This is a genomic window from Labilibaculum antarcticum (assembly GCF_002356295.1).
Taxonomy (GTDB): domain Bacteria; phylum Bacteroidota; class Bacteroidia; order Bacteroidales; family Marinifilaceae; genus Labilibaculum; species Labilibaculum antarcticum.
Genome location: NZ_AP018042.1, coordinates 3,067,335 through 3,087,646, shown reverse-complemented (window position 1 = coordinate 3,087,646; position 20,312 = coordinate 3,067,335). Strand labels below are relative to the sequence as shown.

Annotated in this window: 18 protein-coding genes; 6 read left to right on the top strand and 12 right to left on the bottom strand. The window is 36.3% G+C overall.

Annotated features, from left to right (window positions below):
* Nucleotides 1–41 precede the first annotated feature (41 nt).
* From lpdA to ALGA_RS12155, 7 genes are all read right to left on the bottom strand, one after another.
* Complete coding sequence (gene lpdA, locus ALGA_RS12185; RefSeq protein WP_096429557.1) at nucleotides 42–1,436, bottom strand: dihydrolipoyl dehydrogenase; 1,395 nt, start codon at nucleotides 1,434–1,436, stop codon at nucleotides 42–44.
* Between the two features lie 77 nt (nucleotides 1,437–1,513).
* Nucleotides 1,514–2,368: a metal ABC transporter permease gene (locus tag ALGA_RS12180; RefSeq protein ID WP_096429556.1), complete on the bottom strand. Its 855-nt coding sequence runs from the start codon at nucleotides 2,366–2,368 to the stop codon at nucleotides 1,514–1,516.
* A 3-nt stretch (nucleotides 2,369–2,371) separates the two neighbouring features.
* Complete coding sequence (locus ALGA_RS12175; RefSeq protein ID WP_096429555.1) at nucleotides 2,372–3,112, bottom strand: metal ABC transporter ATP-binding protein; 741 nt, start codon at nucleotides 3,110–3,112, stop codon at nucleotides 2,372–2,374.
* Between the two features lie 11 nt (nucleotides 3,113–3,123).
* On the bottom strand, nucleotides 3,124–3,987 hold the full coding sequence (locus ALGA_RS12170; RefSeq protein ID WP_096429554.1) for a metal ABC transporter solute-binding protein, Zn/Mn family: 864 nt from the start codon (nucleotides 3,985–3,987) through the stop codon (nucleotides 3,124–3,126).
* A 224-nt stretch (nucleotides 3,988–4,211) separates the two neighbouring features.
* Complete coding sequence (locus tag ALGA_RS12165; RefSeq protein WP_096429553.1) at nucleotides 4,212–5,306, bottom strand: TlpA disulfide reductase family protein; 1,095 nt, start codon at nucleotides 5,304–5,306, stop codon at nucleotides 4,212–4,214.
* 91 nt (nucleotides 5,307–5,397) lie between these two features.
* The gene (gene meaB, locus ALGA_RS12160) at nucleotides 5,398–6,525 is read right to left on the bottom strand and encodes a methylmalonyl Co-A mutase-associated GTPase MeaB (RefSeq protein ID WP_096429552.1); all 1,128 of its coding nucleotides are present in this window, start codon (nucleotides 6,523–6,525) and stop codon (nucleotides 5,398–5,400) included.
* 151 nt (nucleotides 6,526–6,676) lie between these two features.
* A complete protein-coding gene (locus ALGA_RS12155) occupies nucleotides 6,677–7,777 on the bottom strand; it encodes a DUF1573 domain-containing protein (protein ID WP_096429551.1) in 1,101 nt (366 codons plus the stop codon).
* A 464-nt stretch (nucleotides 7,778–8,241) separates the two neighbouring features.
* Here ALGA_RS12155 and ALGA_RS12150 point away from each other — a divergent pair, with 464 nt between their 5' ends.
* Nucleotides 8,242–9,423: a M20 metallopeptidase family protein gene (locus ALGA_RS12150; protein WP_096429550.1), complete on the top strand. Its 1,182-nt coding sequence runs from the start codon at nucleotides 8,242–8,244 to the stop codon at nucleotides 9,421–9,423.
* 199 nt (nucleotides 9,424–9,622) lie between these two features.
* Nucleotides 9,623–9,793, top strand: coding sequence for a DUF362 domain-containing protein (locus ALGA_RS12145; protein WP_096429549.1), 171 nt, complete (start codon nucleotides 9,623–9,625; stop codon nucleotides 9,791–9,793).
* 49 nt (nucleotides 9,794–9,842) lie between these two features.
* On the opposite strand, the gene ALGA_RS12140 is transcribed toward ALGA_RS12145, so the two are convergent.
* The 3 genes from ALGA_RS12140 to gldB form a co-directional block, all read right to left on the bottom strand.
* Nucleotides 9,843–10,400, bottom strand: coding sequence for a 5-formyltetrahydrofolate cyclo-ligase (locus ALGA_RS12140; RefSeq protein ID WP_096429548.1), 558 nt, complete (start codon nucleotides 10,398–10,400; stop codon nucleotides 9,843–9,845).
* Nucleotides 10,401–10,409: 9 nt separating this feature from the next.
* Nucleotides 10,410–11,183 (bottom strand): nitrilase-related carbon-nitrogen hydrolase, encoded by a 774-nt coding sequence (locus ALGA_RS12135; protein WP_096429547.1) that lies wholly within the window; start codon nucleotides 11,181–11,183, stop codon nucleotides 10,410–10,412.
* A gap of 110 nt (nucleotides 11,184–11,293) precedes the next feature.
* Entirely contained in the window at nucleotides 11,294–12,307 is a 1,014-nt protein-coding gene (gene gldB / locus ALGA_RS12130; protein WP_096429546.1) for a gliding motility lipoprotein GldB, read from the bottom strand.
* A 299-nt stretch (nucleotides 12,308–12,606) separates the two neighbouring features.
* Here gldB and ALGA_RS12125 point away from each other — a divergent pair, with 299 nt between their 5' ends.
* Entirely contained in the window at nucleotides 12,607–14,253 is a 1,647-nt protein-coding gene (locus ALGA_RS12125; RefSeq protein ID WP_096429545.1) for an NAD+ synthase, read from the top strand.
* 156 nt (nucleotides 14,254–14,409) lie between these two features.
* Nucleotides 14,410–15,126, top strand: coding sequence for a Crp/Fnr family transcriptional regulator (locus ALGA_RS12120; protein ID WP_096429544.1), 717 nt, complete (start codon nucleotides 14,410–14,412; stop codon nucleotides 15,124–15,126).
* A gap of 549 nt (nucleotides 15,127–15,675) precedes the next feature.
* On the opposite strand, the gene ALGA_RS12115 is transcribed toward ALGA_RS12120, so the two are convergent.
* A complete protein-coding gene (locus ALGA_RS12115; protein ID WP_096429543.1) occupies nucleotides 15,676–18,150 on the bottom strand; it encodes a bifunctional UDP-N-acetylmuramoyl-tripeptide:D-alanyl-D-alanine ligase/alanine racemase in 2,475 nt (824 codons plus the stop codon).
* 20 nt (nucleotides 18,151–18,170) lie between these two features.
* Nucleotides 18,171–18,752, bottom strand: a complete 582-nt coding sequence (locus ALGA_RS12110; RefSeq protein ID WP_096429542.1) for a thymidine kinase — start codon at nucleotides 18,750–18,752, stop codon at nucleotides 18,171–18,173.
* Nucleotides 18,753–18,962: 210 nt separating this feature from the next.
* On the opposite strand from ALGA_RS12110, the gene ALGA_RS12105 reads away from it, so the two are divergent.
* Nucleotides 18,963–19,595: a hypothetical protein gene (locus ALGA_RS12105; protein ID WP_096429541.1), complete on the top strand. Its 633-nt coding sequence runs from the start codon at nucleotides 18,963–18,965 to the stop codon at nucleotides 19,593–19,595.
* Nucleotides 19,596–19,597: 2 nt separating this feature from the next.
* Nucleotides 19,598–20,311 (top strand): 16S rRNA (cytidine(1402)-2'-O)-methyltransferase, encoded by a 714-nt coding sequence (gene rsmI, locus ALGA_RS12100; RefSeq protein WP_096429540.1) that lies wholly within the window; start codon nucleotides 19,598–19,600, stop codon nucleotides 20,309–20,311.
* The last annotated feature ends 1 nt before the right edge of the window (nucleotide 20,312 follow it).

Here is a 20,312-nt window from a genome sequence, read left to right as displayed (position 1 = left end):
TTTGGGCGCCCTCTTTTATCTACTATTATTATTCAGATCTTTTAGATGTGAATTACCTCACCATAAGCAGCTGCAGCAGCTTCCATAATGGCCTCCGACATAGTTGGGTGTGGATGAATTGCTTTAATCAATTCGTGACCAGTTGTTTCCAGCTTACGTGCAGTTACTAACTCTGCAATCATTTCGGTTACATTAGCACCAACCATATGAGCTCCAAGCAATTCGCCATATTTAGCATCAAATACTAATTTAACGAATCCTTCGTTTGCTCCGGAAGCACTTGCTTTTCCCGATGCAGAGAAAGGAAATTTACCAATCTTTAATTCGTAACCAGCTTCTTTCGCAGCTTTCTCAGTTAATCCCATTGATGCAACCTCTGGAACTGTATAAGTACATCCTGGAATTGTAGTATAATCGATTGGTTCTACATTCATTCCAGCAATTTTCTCAACACAGCAAATTCCTTCTGCCGATGCAACGTGAGCCAAAGCAGGACCTTTTAGAATATCTCCAATCGCATAAACGCCTTCCACATTGGTTCTAAAATATTCATCAACCAGAACTCTGCCATTTTCAGTTGCGACTCCTACCTCTTCCAAGCCAATATTTTCAGTATTTGGTGCAATTCCTACTGCTGAAAGTACAATTTCGCACTCATGCACTTCAATTTCACCCTTTTTATTCTTGATATTAACTTTTAAATCACCATCAGATCCTTCTACTGATTCAACAGTAGAATTAGTCATGACTTTGATCTTATTCTTCTTAAAGCTGCGTCCCATTTGCTTAGACACTTCCTCATCTTCTACAGGAAGAATTTCTGGTAAGAATTCTACCAAAGTTACCTTAGTTCCCATGGTTGAATAAAAGTAAGCAAACTCAGATCCAATTGCTCCAGAACCAACAATAATCATTGATTCAGGCAATTTATCCAAAGTTAAAGCTTTACGATATCCAATAATGTTTTTTCCATCCTGTGGTAGATTTGGCAATTCACGGGAACGTGCTCCTGTTGCCAAAATAATATGCTTTGCTTCATGATTGGATTTACTTCCATCTTCAGCAGTTACTTCAACAGTTTTATTTCCCACCAACTTACCAAAACCATTGATTACCTCAATTTTGTTCTTTTTTAGCAGGTACTGAATTCCACCACTCATTTTTTCGGCAACGCCGCGACTACGAGAAACAACCTTTTCAAAATCAGGTTTAACCTCACCATCGACAACTAATCCATAATCACCGGCGTGTTTCATATATTCAAATACCTGTGCTGATTTCAGCAAAGATTTTGTTGGAATACACCCCCAGTTCAAACAAATTCCACCTAATTCGGCTCGTTCAACAACTGCAACATTCAAACCCAATTGTGAAGCGCGAATGGCGGCTACGTAACCACCTGGACCGCTTCCGACTACTATTAAATCGTAACTCATTTTTATTTTGTTCTTTATGTTAGTATAAATTATGCTTTACTAAGTTATATTTTCTTTTTTATTCTGATGATTTACCTTCATCTATCCGATTGCATCAGACTGCTTTTCTTACGTTTTGCCGAAATCATTGCCAATTGAACAATTTTCGCCACAATAAACAGGATCACAAATGAAAAGATAATAGTGGCTCCCGATGGTGCATTAATGCGATAAGAAACCAGCAAACCAATAAACGAACCCAGAATACCAAATGCTATAGATCCCAGAATCATTTTCTTAAAATCGCTTGTGAACATATTCGCAATTGTCTGTGGTATTGTCAAAAACGAGATCACCAAAATAATTCCAACCACTCTAATATTTAAAACAATGGCCAAAGCCACTAATGATATCATTAAATAGTTTAAAAACTGAACCGGAGCTTTCTGTGTTCGTGCAAACTCTTCATCGAAAGCAACAAACAAAATAGGCCGTAGCAAAAAGAGAAAGATTGCAATTGTGATTAGGCATAAACCTAAGAGCAGATACAAATCCAAGGCTCCCACCGTTAAAATATTTCCAAACAGAAAACTCATTAAATTTGGTGCATAACCAGGAGTCATATAAATAAAAATAATTCCCAATGCCATTCCCAAAGCCCATAAAATTCCAATAACCGAATCTTGTCTCACATCTGTTTTTTTCGAAAGCCACTCTATTCCTAAAGCAGATAAAACCCCAAAAACAGCCGCACCAAATACCGGATTCAATCCTAAATACCAAGCCAAACCAATTCCTCCAAAGGAAGCATGTGTAATCCCTCCGCTAATAAAAACAATTCGTCGCGCTACAATATATGAACCAATAATCCCACAGGAAATACTTGCCAAAAGAGCTGCACAAACAGCATTTAAAAAGAAATTGTATTGAAACAATTCAAATAGTTCGTTCATATCTTAATGATGATGCTTTAGTACTCGGTGAGGAACTTCTCCATGTGTAATTAAATCAATCGGGCAATTATAAGCTTTCAGCTGTTCCTGCGAAATCACGTTCGAATCGTGGTAACACAGTGTTTCGTTCACACAGGCAATTGTCTTAACATGAGAGCATATCGTACCCACATCATGAGATACAATTATAATTGCCATATGTGAATTTAACTGATCGAGAATTTCATACAACTCACCTTCAAAATTACTATCTACATAAGTATCCGGCTCATCTAAAATTAATAATTGAGGATCTGAGATAATTGCCCGACACAAAAACACACGCTGCAATTGCCCTCCTGACAGTTCTCCTATATTTTTATTCTTCAAATGAATAATTCCCATTTGAGACATTAATTCATCTGCACGCCTTTTGTTCTCATTATTATATCTTCCAAATATCTTTTTATGAGACATTAGTCCCGAAAGGACAACCTCTTTCACAGGAATTGGAAACTTGTTATCTATTTGATTGATTTGAGGCAAATAACCAATAATACAGCGATCATTACCATTGGGTAATATTTCACCCTCCACGGGTTTTATAATACCCAGAATCACCTTTAACAGCGTTGTTTTACCCCCACCGTTCGGACCGATAATTCCAAGAAAATCATTTTCTTTTACAACCAAATTCACTCCTTTTAATACGATTTTCTCATCGTATCCTGCAGTCAGTGATTTTAATTCCAGAATTTTTTTCATCGAATACAGTTTCAGTCTTTAAGTATGTTGATGATTCGTTTCATTTCATTCAACCAATCCTCAGTCAAAGGATCAATTAAAACAACTTCACCATTAATCTCGAAAACAATAGCTTTTGCATTCTCAACATTAAACTGTTTCTGAACAAAAACCTGCTTTATTTCTAATCGTTTTGCTTCCTCAACCAAATGTTTCATGTGAGCTGGGGAAGGCTCCTTGCCATCCAATTCAACAGAGATTTGATGCAAGCCGTAATCCCTTGCCAAATAAGTTAGAGCTGGGTGGAAAATCATGAACGACATTCCTTTTTTATGACTCAACGAAGTTTCAGCAAATTGATCCATCTCGTCTAATTCAGAAAGAAATTTTCGGTAATTTTTCTCATAAACCTCCTTCTTATTAGGAGCTAATTTAACTAGCTCTTGAAACAAATTCCGGCTTATTATTTTTACTGATTTAAGTGATGACCAAATATGAGGATCAATTCCTCCTTCATGAACATGATCTCCATGCTTCTCTATACCTTTAATCAATTCTATTCCTTTCGAAAGATCTACAACTTTAATTTCGCCTGCTCCCTCCACTAAATTATTCAACCAAACCGTTTCGAAGGGAATGTGACCAATTCTGAAATATGCAATTGATTTGGCAACATCTTTCATTTGCATCGGCGTAGGCTCATAGGTTGCAGGACTGGCTCCAGGAGGAATCAGAACATTAACCTTAAAATCATCACCAGCAATTCGTTCAATAAAATATTTTTGAGGCAGTATACTAACCGATATTAGATTGGTTTCCTTCTCAATTTTACCAGATTGACAAGATATTATTATGCCAACAAGCAAGACCAGAGTAAATTTATTTATTAAGTGCATTTGTATTGTTTGGAATGATGTTCTATTTAGATTTACTTTAAATAACAAAAGTAGATGTTTTTTTGTTTCTACAAAGATTTTCCTCTTTAAATTTTATCAGATATCACATAGACTACCGAATTAATTTAGAACTTGAATTTAGTGAAAACTCAGACATCTAACAAAAAAAGACCCGAGAGATAAATAAATTTATCTCTCGGGTCAAATATGTGTTTATTTCTAGATTACTGTATCAATTTTTCAATAGCTGCTTTTAATTCGTCACCTCTTAAATTTTTTGCAACAATAAGTCCGTTTTGATCTACAACAACTGTGGCAGGAATTCCATTAACACCATATAATTTAGCTGCGGAAGAACCCCAACCTTTCAAATCAGATACATGATTCCAGATCAATCCATCGTCTTCAATTGCTTTTAACCATTTTCCTTTATCATTATCTAAAGACACACCTAGAATATCAACTCCTTTAGGATGAAGCTCTTTGTACATTTTAACGACATTTGGATTTTCTCCTCTACAGGGTCCACACCATGATGCCCAAAAATCAATTAAAACAATTTGTCCTTTTAATGATGATAAACTCATAGGAACTCCTTCTGGAGTATTCAACGTGAAATCAGGAGCTGGCTGACCGATTGCAACATTTTTCAATACCTCAATTTTATCTTTAATTAGCGTTGCATAAGATGACTTTTGTGCATCCTCACCCAACAAAGCATAAATTTCTTCCATTTCAGCTACTTCAAGAGGAGACGAAATTCGGTAAGCTACAAATGCTGCAGCAACCGTGTTGCGATTCAATTTCAAAAATTCTTTACTTGCTGAAAACATATCCGCTTTGGATTTATTAAATTCAGCTTCGATAGAATCCATCGCAACCTGATTCTTTGCTTCCGCTGCTTTTTGATGTTCTGGGTACAAAGCTTGTTGTTTCTCTTGGTATCCTTTCTGTAATTCACCAAAAGCGGTTAAAATGTCTTGATTTGATGAACCTACAACCTTGGCTTCTCTTAAATTTTCAACATTTGCATCAACTGCAATAGCTGTATTTTCAAGAAACACTTGAATTGCACCCCTTTGACCTTCCAATTCAATATAGTAAAGATCCGGAGATGTTACTGTTCCTTCAAAAGAAAAACCGTTAGCGGTCATTTCAGTCGAATCAGTTTTCACCAATTTATTATCCTGAAGTTTAGAAAGATAAACTTTTCCTTCAGTCATACCTTCAACTTTCCCGGTCAATTTATATTGATCCGCAGATGTACAAGAGCCTAAAAAAAGCCCAATCGCCGCAATCGCGATAAAAATTTTCTTCATGTGATTAAGTATTTTGATCTATATTTTTATGAATCAATAAATCTACCAAATAAAACAATGAAAAGAAAAGTTTTTCGATGAACAGAATTCCTTACTCTTTACTTTTCACGTCGCTAAAATAAGCACCCAGCAGTTTGTGTGCTGCAACAAAAGAACTCATTTCGTCATTCAAGACTTTCTTTTCATAATCTGGAATCTTTCCTTTTATTACATCTAAATGATAAAACCGATCGCGTAATTGTTCGTTAATCGTTTCATACATCCAATACTTGGCTTGCTCACTTCTTCGCTGATTAAAATATCCGTTTTGCTTTGTGTGACTGCAATATTCTATGATATTATCCCAAATAGTGTCAATACCTGTTTTCTCGATTGATGAACAAGTCAGCACTTTAGGAATCCATCCCGATGGCGACTCGGGGAACAAATGCAAAGCATTTTCGAACTGAACTCTGGCCAGTTGTGCGGTATGAATATTATTCCCGTCCGCTTTATTAATGCTAATTGCATCGGCCATTTCCATGATACCTCTTTTAATTCCCTGCAATTCATCACCCGCTCCGGCAATTTTAATTAGCAAAAAGAAATCAACCATGGAATGTACGGCAGTTTCCGATTGCCCCACACCAACTGTTTCTATCAAGATAGTATCAAAACCTGCGGCTTCACATAAAATTAAGCTTTCGCGTGTTTTACGGGCAACTCCACCTAAGGATCCTGCCGAAGGTGAGGGGCGTATATAAGCTTTAGGATCAACCGCCAACTCCTCCATTCGGGTTTTATCACCCAAAATACTCCCCTTACTTCTTTCACTACTTGGATCGATTGCCAGCACAGCTAATTTATGTCCGTGCCCTGTTACATGCTTTCCAAATGCCTCTATAAAGGTGCTTTTACCTGCTCCAGGAACACCTGTCACCCCAATTCTAACCGATTTCCCAGAAAACGGCAAACATTTTTCAATAATCTCCTGAGCAACCAATTGATGATCATGCTTAGAACTTTCGATCAGAGTTATTGCCTGACTTAAGATGCCAATATTTCCATCTAATATTCCCTGCACATACCCTTCAACGGAATATTCTCTACGCTTATTATCTTTAAGCCTATCCGCTATCCTCGGATTGATAGATGGTGGCCTACTTATACCTTTATTTACTTTCAGCGCCTTATAATCAGGCGCATTTTCGATATGATCTCTATTATTTTTATCTGACATGACAAGAAATTTCTTACGTTACTGTATGCGAAGTTATAAATTTAGCAGATACTGACTCAGTAAAGGTCATGAAAAGTGTATATGTTTGTGAACAACAAAAAAGGCTTTCCCTTGCGGAAAAGCCTTTCATATATCAATTTAAGTCTCTTTCTTAATTCGTTTTAGGCATCACTACATTTCCAGAAACGCGAAGTTTAACTTCAGAATCAACAGGATCATTAGTGATCACTGTGATCATTTTGTTTTGACGACCTCTTTTTCCTCTGGAATTAAATACCACTTTAATTTCCGATACCTCACCAGCTTTAATAATATTGGTGCTTGGAGCAATAGCAGTACATCCGCAAGAAGCTTTTGTTTTTCGGATAATCAAATCAGATTTACCCAAGTTCTTCATTGTAAAAGTATATTCTGCTTTTTCACCTTGCGTTAATTCGCCAAAATCAAACACATCTTTTTCAAACTCAACTTTGGGAGAATTTGACAATTCAGTTTTCGATAAACTTGAAAAATCCTCAACCAAATTAGCGCTCACGGTTAATCGATTACCTGATTTATATTCTTGATTGATTAAAACATCTAAATAATCAATAACAAATCCCCAGTCATTTTTCTTACTGGCATCATATGTTGCAACAATCTGACCTTTTTGCTTTGGCTGCAAACTTTCAGGAACCATTTTTAACGATAAATGAGCAGGCACTCTTTTAAACCCAATACTTATTGGCTCTTCACTATCATTATAAACATCCATTGTTGCTTCTTTCACATCAGTATTTTTCACCTTAGTAAAAGAAAGATGATTGTTCTGCAATCGCAATCCACTCATTTCCCGTGGATACAAATCGGCTACAGTTTTTACTCTCGCAGTAACATCGCCTTTAATTCTTAAGATTGTAATTGCCGGATTTGTATTTGCAGTAATAGTTATGGATTTATTGAATGGGCCCGGACGATTCTTAGGGTCAAAAGTTGCTTTAACATAGCCTTTTTGCCCTGGAGCAATTGGTTGTTTACTCCACTCTGGAGAAGTACATCCGCAGGAAGATCTTACCTGATTAATAATAACCGGTTGGTTTCCTGTGTTAATAAATTCGAACGAATGAGATGTCAACCCAGCTTCCTCCTTAAAAGTTTTGAAATCGTACTCCTTTGAATCAAATTTCATTACTGGTTTTGTATCTTGAGCACTTACTAATAATGTGCTTCCTAAAATAGCAACAACCAACAAATAAAATATTTTTCTACTCATAACAATTAATTATTTTAATTACAGTGACTTTGTTTATTACGGCAAACAAGTTAAAGAGTTTAGAAAATCCGTCAAAAACTAGCTTAGCATACAAAATTAAATAATTTTCGCGAAAAGAAAACCTAAATATCGTTAAATAGTTGTTAAGCTATTTTATGCATTCAATCACACCATAGTTTCGATTTTACATTTTACTATAATAAATAACAAATGAGCACAATTACCTTTTAGTTCAGAAACAAAAACCAAACCAATTTTTATTTATTTGAAATTAATCCATCTGCAAGTTACTTAACTTTCTATCTGTAGTAAGTATTTACTAGATTTGTACTGATACGATCAAAAAGTGTAACAAATATGAAATATCACTTCCATTATTAATTAGCGAAACAAAAAAATCATTAGTATTATTGATATAATTGTTACTATACAAATGATTTGCAACAAATAAACGATTAACCACAATGACTAATCTAAAAACCAAAATACTAACATTTTCGAAACAAATTACTGCTGAAACAAAGCAAATCAGAGCTCATTTACATGCCAATCCAGAGCTTTCTTTCCAGGAATTTGAAACATCAAAATTCATTCAGGAATATTTGAATAAATTAGGAATCCCTTACAAATCGGGCTTTGTAAAAACGGGTATCGTCGGAAAAATTGAAGGCAAAAATCCGAATAAAAAAGTAATTGCACTTCGTTCCGATATGGATGCCTTGCCAATTAACGAAAATCCGGATAACAAATACTGCTCTACAAATAATGGCGTAATGCATGCTTGCGGGCACGATATGCACATGGCCAGTTTATTGGGAACTGCTAAAATATTATCCGAGTTCAAAAACGAGTGGGAAGGCACTATTTTATTAATTTTTCAGCCTGGAGAAGAATTACTACCAGGTGGTGCAAAATTAATGATGGAGGAAGGTGCTCTGCAACCAGAACCGGAATGGATACTTGGCCAGCACGTTTTGCCAGATATGCCTGCAGGAACTGTTGGATTTAGATCTGGTATGTACATGGCCTCGGGTGATGAAATATATCTGACAGTAAAAGGCAAAGGCGGGCACGCAGCGATGCCACACAAATGCACAGATACGGTTCTTATTGCCTCGCATATTATTGTCGCATTGCAGCAAATTGTTAGCCGACATTGCGATGCAAGAATACCAACAGTACTGTCTTTTGGTAAAATGATTGCCAATGGAGCTACAAATATTATTCCCGACGAAGTGAAAATTGAAGGTACATTCCGCACCATGAATGAAGAATGGAGAGCTAAGGCCAAGCAATTAATTACGGACATTGCAAAATCTACTGCTGCAGGAATGGGAGCTGAATGTGAAGTTGACATACGTCATGGTTATCCTTTTTTAGTCAACAACGAGGAGATTACCCATGAAGCCAAAACAAATGCCGCAGATTTATTAGGTGAAGACAAAGTTGTGAATATGGACATTAGAATGACTACAGAAGATTTTGGCTTCTATTCGCAAAAATATCCAGCTACCTTTTATCGTTTTGGAGTACAATCAGGAAAAGATGGCTCGTTACATACTTCAACTTTTGAGGCAAATGATGATTCTTTACATACATCAATGAGTACAATGGCATGGTTGGCTATCTCATATTTAAATAGATAGTTGCTGTAACGCACTAAAATTAGCAATTAGCCAGGATAATTCTCGCTATTTCTACCTCAAAATCACATTGCATGTTTAGTAACGCTCCCTTTTCATTATTTAATCTGTTTCAAAATAATATAATTCTAGGTGAAATTATTTCTCCATTCGAAATATGATAGTACATTTGTGCTAGTATTAACACTAAAAAATAAATAAAATGGCTTACGTAATTAACGACGACTGTATTTCTTGCGGTTCTTGTGAAGGAGAATGTCCTGTTGAGGCAATTTCAATGGGTGATGAGCATTATGTAATTGACGCTGATCTTTGTACTGATTGTGGTACTTGCGTTGACGCTTGTCCTGTTGAAGCTATTCACGCAGAATAATCGTAATTTAACGATATTAAAAAAGCCAGTGAGATACTCACTGGCTTTTTTAATGAAATACGATTTCATCCATTTTAATATCATGTTCATCAATTGGCACATGATCCAATACTTGAAAATCGAAACAAATACCAACCTTAAAAGCACTTAGCGATTGTAACAACCTATCGTAATACGCTTTTCCTCTACCCATTCGATTCTTTTCACTGTCAAAAGCAATTCCCGGCACAAGAATCAGATCAATTTCGTCCTCTTTCATAAAAACGGGTCCTTTAGGCTCTGGAATTCCATAATTTTCACCTTTTACCATATTATCTATCCCTTCAAAAACTTTCAAATCCAGAGTTTCCCCAATCACACAGGGTAGAATCACTCTTTTTTCTTTTGCCCATTTACAAATAAAATCGTGAGTATGAACCTCATCCTTAATAGACCAATACAACATCACCGTTTTGGCTTGAATAAATTCGGGCAGTTGTTCCAGACTTTTCAGAATAGACAAGCTTAATTCTTTTTTCTGTTCGAAAGAATAATTTTGCTTTATGGCCCGCATCTCCTTTCGGATTCGTCCTTTCTCTTGTTCAATATTTTGTTTTAGCTCACTCATCTTATATTCTTATTCATAAATATCCGTTCTTCTATCTTTAAAAATGTCATTCATTGGGGTAATCATCTTATTTCTAGATAATTCAGGATCTATATCTGCAAATAAGATCTCCTCCAACCTACCTGCTTTTGCCAAAACCTCTCCTTTCGGATTCACAATAACAGATTGTCCTGTAAAAGAAAGCTCCTTTTCCGTTCCAAAACGATTTGCCGTAGCAATATAAATCCTGTTTACCAGCGCATAAGAAGGTATTACGGATTGAGCATAAGGCAACACCAAATTTGAAGGATGAAGAATTAAATCGACTCCCTGCAAAGCTAATTTACGCCAAACTTCGGGAAACATCCAGTCGAAACAAACCAACAGTCCTATTTTAACACCATCAAGCATAAAAACAGACAGAGCTAAATTCCCTTTCTCAAAAATATTTTTCTCGTTCATGAACAAATGAAGTTTTCGATAAGTTCCGATGACTCCTGTTTTATTCACTAAGATGGCCGAATTGTACAATTTATCACCTTCCTTCTCTGAAAATCCGGTGGCAAGGGTAAAATTGTACTGTAAGCATGATTCTGTAATAAAATCAATAAAAATACTCTCTTTTACAGTTTCCGATACTGCAAGAGCTTGCTCCTTTGATTCAAAATTATAACCGGTATTGGCCAATTCAGGCAAAACGACTAAATCAGCTTCTCTTGCTTTATAAAACAACTCTTTTAAGGATTCTATCGTTGATTTTACATCACCAAAAACAGGCGCAAACTGAATCAATGCTATTTTCATCTATATCTAATTTTCATGCAGTTGTTAGATGGAACTCACCTTGACTTAATAATCATACTCATGTCTGAGTGAATAATTATTCAATTATGGACATTTCATTTCTATTGTTTTTAAGGCTGATAAGCAGATTCCCGCAAAAGCGTAGCATAATCATTTTCAAGCATCAATTGATTAATACTATATTTCGGGTGTTTTGCCATATATTCTTTCACAATCTGCCATCCAATCCAAATACCTGTTCTGGAAGGTGATTCCTGTGGCATTCCCGGCGTAAAGGGTCCATCATTTATATACTTAATTACGGTGCGGTAATCAGTAGTGAACAAATGCTTTTGTTCGATAATGTATCCCCACATTAATTCAGCATTCACCTCACACCAATCCAATTCTTCCTGCGAATATTTCATCACATCAGCCTCAGACTTGTCCGGCATCATAGCCTGTACAAAGTATCTTACCTTTCCCTGATAAATCATATTACTGATCAAATCATCTTTATGGGCCTGAAAAGGAAATTCCGTTAAAGCATATGCAAGAATAACATCCTGAGCAATTCTTTCAGGGATCATATTTCCACGGGCATACATCGGTGTTCCCAAATAGGAGTAAAAGGCACAGTCTTTCCCTAAATACTTATCCAAACTTATTCCAACAATATTTTGAGCAACAACAATCGACTGATTAAAACCAGAAATCTGAGAGTAACAATCAGGAATCCGTTTTTCGGGAAAATAGTATTTCAAGTGTTTTAACGCCATTTCCAGCTCCTTCTCTACTTTATTTAGAGTCGGAAATTTTTTCGCAACGCTATCGGCAACCTCCCTCATTGTTGAATCGGACAAAAATTGATTCAAATATTCCATATAGTTAGGATCATTCGAATCACCCAAACCTATCACTTTGTTACTGTACAAAGGTAAAACTTCAGCATATCGCTGTCTTACCAATTTTAAATCGGAATTTGTTTTTATCGAGAAAAGTTCTTGATCGAATCTTTGAATTTTCACTTTCACATCAATATCAGAAACATCAGGTCTTTTGGGTCCTGAGTTACATGAAAAAAGAAAACCAATCAACAAGATTAAAAGACTCTTATTTACATTTCTATAATGGTTCAACTGCATTCTTATTAATAATATTAGGTGGTAACTGTACTTGTGTTTCTCAAAAATATTAAAAATAAGTTAAGCCCTGTTCTAAAATCGGTTTTTCCTTATAATGGCTTGACAAATATTATGGACTAATTAATTTGCCATTGTTTCGTTTTTGCCGATAGAAGGAATACCTATTCCATATTTTTATCACTAAATTTGCTCAAGTTGAAAAAACAAAACAGCTTTAGAAACAATTAAAAAAAATGAGACTCTAGATTAAATCATCTTACTTCTCAGCCCGAAGATTTCGGGACTCATATCCTTTAAGTATGAAAATAGCATTAGCCCAATTAAACTATCATATTGGTAATTTCGAGAGCAACACCGAAAAAATTATTACCACAATCAAAAAATCACGCAAAAACGGCGTGGATTTAATAATATTTTCGGAGTTGGCCATTTGTGGTTATCCACCAAAAGACTTGCTGGAACGCAAAGAGTTTGTTGAGAAATCAAGATCAGCGATGGAAAAAGTTGCTGAGCATTGTATTGATATTTCTGCCGTGGTTGGAGGACCATCAGTAAATCCAAATCCCAAAGGAAAAAATTTATACAATTCGGCTTATTTCATATCCAACGGAAAAATTGAGAGCATTCATAATAAGACTTTATTGCCTAATTACGACATTTTTGATGAGTACCGATATTTTGAACCCAATACTGAATTCTCTTTGGTTGAGTTGAAAGGAAAAAAAATTGCAATTACCATTTGTGAAGATTTATGGGAAAAACAGCCTATGGACAACAATTTTTCCAAATCAGAATTGTACACCATCTCACCCATGGAAAAGCTAAGCAAACTCAATCCTGATTTTGTTGTAAACATTGCAGCATCGCCATTTTCCTATAATCAGCAGAATTTACGGACCAATATATTAAAGGCAACTTCGAAAAGATATGCAATTCCTATTTTTTACGTAAACCAGATTGGCGCACATACCGAATTAATTTTTGATGGAGACTCTTTGGTGATGAATTCGAAAGGAGAAGTAGCCAAAAGGTTAAATTATTTCGAGGAAGACTATCAGATTGTAGATCTTGAGGAAATTGAAACGCAGAAAGCAAAAGCAAGAAATGTAGATTATATCGAAAAAATTCATGATGCTTTGGTTTTAGGTCTGAAAGATTATTTCGGTAAAATGGGATTCACCAAAACAACACTGGGTCTTTCGGGCGGAATTGATTCGGCAGTAACCGTGGTTTTGGCAGAAAGAGCACTTGGAAAAGAGAATGTACGGGTTCTCCTGATGCCTTCTGAATTCTCTTCGGACCATTCCATAAAGGATGCGGTAGATTTGGCTGAGAATTTAGGCATTCAATACGATATTGTTCCTATTCAGAATATTTTTCAGGAGTTTCAAAAATCCTTAGGCCCAATATTTGGGGATCTTCCGTTTAATGTAGCTGAAGAAAACATACAGGCCCGTGTAAGAGGTGCACTGGTTATGGGCTTATCGAATAAATTTGGACATATCCTTTTAAACACATCAAATAAAAGCGAATCGGCCGTAGGATACGGAACTTTGTATGGCGACATGAATGGTGGTTTATCGGTACTAGGTGATGTTTACAAAACAGATGTTTTCAAATTGGCTTGGTTCATAAATAAAGATAAAGAAGTAATTCCTGAAAACTCAATTGTAAAGCCACCATCAGCAGAATTACGTCCTGATCAAAAGGATTCGGATTCCTTACCAGATTACGATGTGTTAGACGGCATTTTATTCCGATATATAGAAAAAAATATGTCTTCGGAAGAAATTATTCAAGATGGGTTCGAAAGAGCAACGGTTCAAAAAGCGATACGATTAGTCAATATGAATGAGTACAAAAGATTCCAGACCCCGCCTATCTTACGCGTTTCATCGAAGGCTTTTGGCTTTGGCAGAAAAATCCCCTTAGTAGCAAAACACTAACAGATGGGTATAAACACCTACGTAAGAGCATGTTGTCGAACATCACCTAAATAATGAATTATTTCCGCATTCATTTTTTCATTTCATTTCATTTATATACTTTTGGAGTGTTTTAAAACATGAAACGTATTTGTAAATCCATATTCCACTTTGTGTATGATTGAGAATGATAGAAAATCTAGAGAGATTATTTGTGGGGAAGTAATTAACAATCCAAGTTCTGTGTTTAATGTTCTTACACCTTCTGAAAAAGAAGAGTTGATGGAGAACATTACCTGCTCTTTTTTTAAGAAAGGTGAATACATTTACAAAGAGGGTGAAAGACCAGTAGGTCTTGTTTGTCTGTCCGATGGAAAAGTGAAGATCTTTAAGGAAGGTGTAGGCGGTCGCGAGCAAATTGTTCGAATGGCAAAACCTATTGGCTTTATTGGATATCGTGCTCTTTTTGCAGAAGAAAACAATATTGCTTCGGCGGTCGCAATTGAAGATTCTGTAACCTGTACAGTTAGCTACGAATTGATGTTGAAATTTATCAAAACCAATTCGGATCTTTCTTTGTGCATTATTCGTTCATTATCTACCGAATTAGGATTTTCGAACAATAGAACCATCACCCTTACTCAGAAACACATTCGTGGAAGATTAGCGGAGTCGTTACTATTTCTTCGTGACACTTATGGTTTTGAAGATGATGAAGCAACCATTAAAGTTTATCTTTCGAGAGAAGATATTGCGAACCTATCGAATATGACTACTTCGAATGCAATTCGTACCCTTTCCACTTTTGCGAGTGAAGGTGTAATTTCAATTGATGGTCGAAAAATTAAAATTTTAGATAAGGTAAGATTAGACCGTGTGAGTAAACTAGGATAAGATCTTAAACCCGGAAATATAGAAAGCCATCTCGTTAGGGATGGCTTTTTCTTTGCAATATTGATTAGCTGAGGCAACAATAGGTGAGCAAATATTTGAAACATGTGTGTTAGGGATTGAAACAGATACCCCACAGCGAAGTATGAGCGAGGAGTAGAAGTGAAAAGCCCGCCACGAGGAACGAGGGGAACACCCAAATAGTCAAATTATCTTTATTGACCATGGACAAATCCTTTTTAAACTGTTATTCTAAATCTATTTTGTCCTCTAGCCGGACCGGCTTCTACTTTTTTCTTGGATAAAAAAGTAGACAAAAAATCATTGACCTCGTCCTCAATCACCCGTTATCAGTTCGATTGCTAAACAAAAAGAACTCGCTTTGCTCAAACAGCTTTTTGTTCTTGACGCCCTCTTCACTATACGGGTCCCGATCTCCGGACTGAATGTCAACACTCCATGGTTTAACTTTTAATTCTATAATAATAATATCGCATCTTCAAGATGTATGGAAAGCCCGCCACGAGGAACGAGGAGAACACCCAGGTATTTCTACCCCTGAAAATAAACGCGTTTCACCCGTCGGGAAATGGTGGTGAGAATTTCGTAAGGAATAGTATCCAATTGTTCAGCCAGAATGCTTACCGGGTAATCGTCGCCAAAAATCTGAACCAAATCTCCCTCTTTTGCATCGGTATTTGTGAGATCGATCATACTCATATCCATGCAAATATTGCCAACAACAGGAGCTGCCTGTCCGTTCACCAGAACCTTTCCAAGGCCATTACCGAGCTTTCGATTAAAACCATCGGCATAACCGATTGGGATTACCCCTATTCGTGCATCGCTCTGTAAATGCCCTTTTCGGCCATATCCAACAGTGTTCTCTTTCGAAACTTCTTTAATTTGAGAGATTGCCGTTTTTAAGCTGCTCACATTCATCAATTTTTCCTGATGAACGCAGCTTATTCCGTAAAGACCAATTCCCAAGCGCACCATATCAAATTGAGCTTGCGGGAATCGTTCAATTCCTGCCGAATTTAAAATATGCCGATCGATATGATACGGAAATTGCGATAGAATTTGATCGCTCCATTTGGTAAATAAATTAATTTGCTGAGCTGTAAAATCGTTATGCTGTTGCTCATCGGCACCTGCCAGATGAGAAAATACAGAGCTGATAAAGAAATGATTATTCTTCACAATCACAGACAATAAAGTGTCCATATCCTTTTGAACAAAACCCAAACGATTCATTCCGGTATCCAATTTTATGTGGATAGGATAGTTTCTTACTCCATTTCGTTTTAATGCCTTCTCAAATTCGAGACAAATAGCTTGATTATATATTTCAGGCTCCAGGCTATATTCAATCATCGTATCAAAACTGTGATACTCCGGATTCATCACTATAATTGGAATCGTGATTCCTGCATTTCTCAATTCGACACCTTCGTCGGCGATGGCAACGGCTAAATAATCAACCCGATGATGTTGCAGTAAATTTGCAATTTCGGTTGATCCGCTTCCGTAAGAAAATGCTTTTACCATCACAATCAACTTGGTATCTGGGTTTAACAAGGACCTGAAATAGTTCAGGTTATGAACCATTGCATTCAGATTCACTTCCAACACCGTTTGGTGTGCTTTGTATTGAAGAGCATTTGAAATTCTCTCGAAATGGAAATTTCGGGCTCCTTTTATCAAAATAATTTCGTCCTTAAAATGATTCCGATTCAAATCGGCCAAAAACACATCGGTTGAGCCATAAAAAGAAGCATCGCACTTGAATAGTTTCGATTGAGAAGAAATGCCTTCACCAATACCAATTAGACGATTTATTTTCTTCTGCTCCAGCAATTTGGATATCGCCTTGTAAAGCTGACGGTTTGTGTAACCCGATTGAAAAATATCAGATAAGATAAGTGTTTTTCTCTTATCGTTTTGTTGCTGATTCATTAAATCCAAGGCAATACCGAGCGAATCTAAATCTGAATTGTAATAATCATTAATCAGCGTGCAATCACCAATTCCCTCTTTGATTTCCAGTCGCATGGCAACCGGTTCCAATTTCAGAAATCCCTCTTTTATGGTTTTATCATCAACATTCAGGTTCAACAAACAAAGCCAGCAAGTTATGGCATTATCAATTGAAGCCTTGTCGGTAAAAGATAAATTTATCTCTTTTGATTTCTTCTTATATTTAGCTTTAATAAATGTTCTACTCCCTTTTATTTCTTCCGAAACAATCTTCAGATTGGCTGCATGATTTCTTGACCAGGATATCAATTCTTTATCCCGTCCATATCGAGCCTTTAACGATTCATCAACAAGTTTCTTATCGGAACAATACACAATGGAATTGCAGGAAGAGAATAATTTTATCTTCTCTTCTAATTTCTGAACTTCACTCTTAAAATTCTCCCGATGGGCATCTCCCAAATGAGTAAAAATTCCGAAGGTAGGTTGAATAATTTTTGAGAGTTGATCCATTTCTCCAGGTTGAGAAATACCAGCCTCAAAAATGGCCAAATTGACCTCATTGTTCATGTGCCAAACAGAAATTGGAACCCCAACCTGAGAATTATAGCTTTTGGGACTTCGAACAATAGAATACGATTCGTTGAGTAATTGATACAACCATTCTTTTGTAATGGTTTTTCCATTGCTGCCGGTAATTCCAAATACGGGATATAAAAAGTTCTTACGGTGATTTTGCGCCAAATTCTGCAAGGCCCGAAGCGTATCGGGAACCAATACAAAAGCGGCATTAGGAAACTGTTTGGAATCTACACTTTCCAAATTGTTTACAACAAATGCCCGAACCCCTTTTTTATATAAATCTTTGATGTATAAATGACCATCGTGCCGCTCGCCCACTAAAGCAAAAAAAAGTGTTTCTCCGGGAAGTTGCAATGACCTGCTGTCTATCGAAAGGGTTTTAATAGAGAGATTTTCTTTCCCATAACATACACCTCCTGTTATAGAAGCTACCGATTCGATAGTATAAAATTGTGCAAAGGTCATAATACGCTTACTTATTTAGTTTAGGATGTTCGATAAATTTTTTGATAACAATCTCTGCAAAGCGGTTCATATTCACTCTTTTCGCCCAACAACACTAATTTTTCAGCCTCGGCTAAACGATGAGAATAGTTGGCTAAATTTCCACAACGCATACAAACTGCATGAACTTTGGTAACATATTCGGCTGTGGCCATTATACTTGGGACTGGACCAAAAGGATTTCCTTTAAAATCCATATCCAAACCAGCAACAATAACACGAATACCCTGATTGGCCAATTCGTTACAAACTTCGGATAAGCCAACATCAAAAAATTGAGCTTCATCAATACCCACAACATCAACATTACTGGCTAGCAACAATATATTTGCAGATGTTTCAACGGGAGTTGATCGAATTGAATTGGAATTATGCGAAACCACTTCGTCCACAGAGTATCTCACATCGATATGAGGTTTAAATATCTCAACATTCTGACGAGCGATTTTTGCCCGATTCAATCGACGAATCAATTCTTCGGTTTTACCCGAAAACATAGACCCGACTATTACTTCGATCCAACCATTTCTGCCAGTTCTGTTAATGTCATTCTCAAGAAACATGTGATAAACTTTAGGTTATTTTACAGAGACAGACAAAAATAGGAAAACACTTTCATACTTGCATTATTGAGTTGATAAACTTTTAAACAATACCCAAGTAAAAAAACCTTTGCTTGAGTGAAAAATCCTCTCAAGCAATCAATACGAAAAAAATTAGCTTTACTTTTGTATATAGGAAGGTATAATTCTAAACTTCAAAAAAATCTGGTCATGGATAATAAACTGGTCATTCAACTTCTTAAGAGCAAGACTGAAGAAATTCAGAGCTTATTGGAACATTTCTCAAACAATCCTTCGGATTTGAGTGAAGGAATTGAACTCCTGGAGTCGAGGATACAGGGTTTAAGTCGGGATTTTGAAATTTTGAAAAAAAAATGTTCTGTAAAGCAAGAGGAAAGCCTGTCATCGAACATTCATGCTGATCTTATTTTTACTTCTCCAGAGCCAATTTCAAAAGAAGTTAAACCTGTTGCTATAGCTTCTGAAAAACCAAAGGATATTGAGTTTGTAAATCCGGAGAAACCTGAAGTTGAAGAAAAAGAACAAACAGAAACGCCAATACCAAACCAAAATATTCAAGGAGAACCACTTCAATTGATTGGAGAAAAACGATCTACACAGAAATTAGCAGATATTCAGTCAGCTATTGGAATTAACGATCGCTTTTTGTTTATCCGCGAGCTATTTGAAAACAATATCGATGAATACAATACTGCGATCTCCTTCGTAAATAAAGCAGATAGTTTTGAATCTGTTCTGAATTGGATAAAAACAGAAAAAGAATGGGATCTTGAAGATTCAAACGTAGCCCAATTCATCGAAATCACCAAAAGAAAATTTTAAACATGTCGAAACTTTACCTTATTCCAACACCAATTGGAAATTTAGAAGATATCACCCTAAGAGCTTTACGAATATTAAAAGAAGTAGATTTAATTCTTGCTGAAGACACAAGAACATCAGGTTTTCTATTGAAGCATTACGGAATTTCAAAACCTTTGCACTCACATCATAAATTCAACGAACACAAAACGGCCGATAATATAGTTGATCGAATTAAGGCTGGAGAAACCATTGCCTTAATTTCTGATGCTGGCACACCTGCTATTTCGGATCCTGGTTATTTTTTAGTGAAACACTGTGTTGATAATGGAATAGATATAGAGTGTTTACCAGGAGCAACGGCATTTGTGCCTGCTTTAGTGAACTCGGGCTTACCAAACGATAAATTCTGCTTCGAAGGATTTTTACCGCAAAAGAAGGGACGTCAATCGAAATTAGCTGAACTGGCTGAGGAAACAAGAACTATGATTTTTTACGAATCTCCTCACCGCTTGGTAAAAACTTTGGAACAATTTGCTGAAGTTATGGGAACAGACCGAAGAGCTTCTGTATCCAGAGAACTAACTAAATTATACGAAGAAAACGTACGTGGCACCCTCCCTGAACTCATCACTCACTTCAGCTCGAAAACGGTAAAAGGTGAAATTGTAATTGTTGTAGGCGGTAAAATTATTGAGAAAAAGAAAAAAGAATACATTAAAAAAGATCGAATGTAAA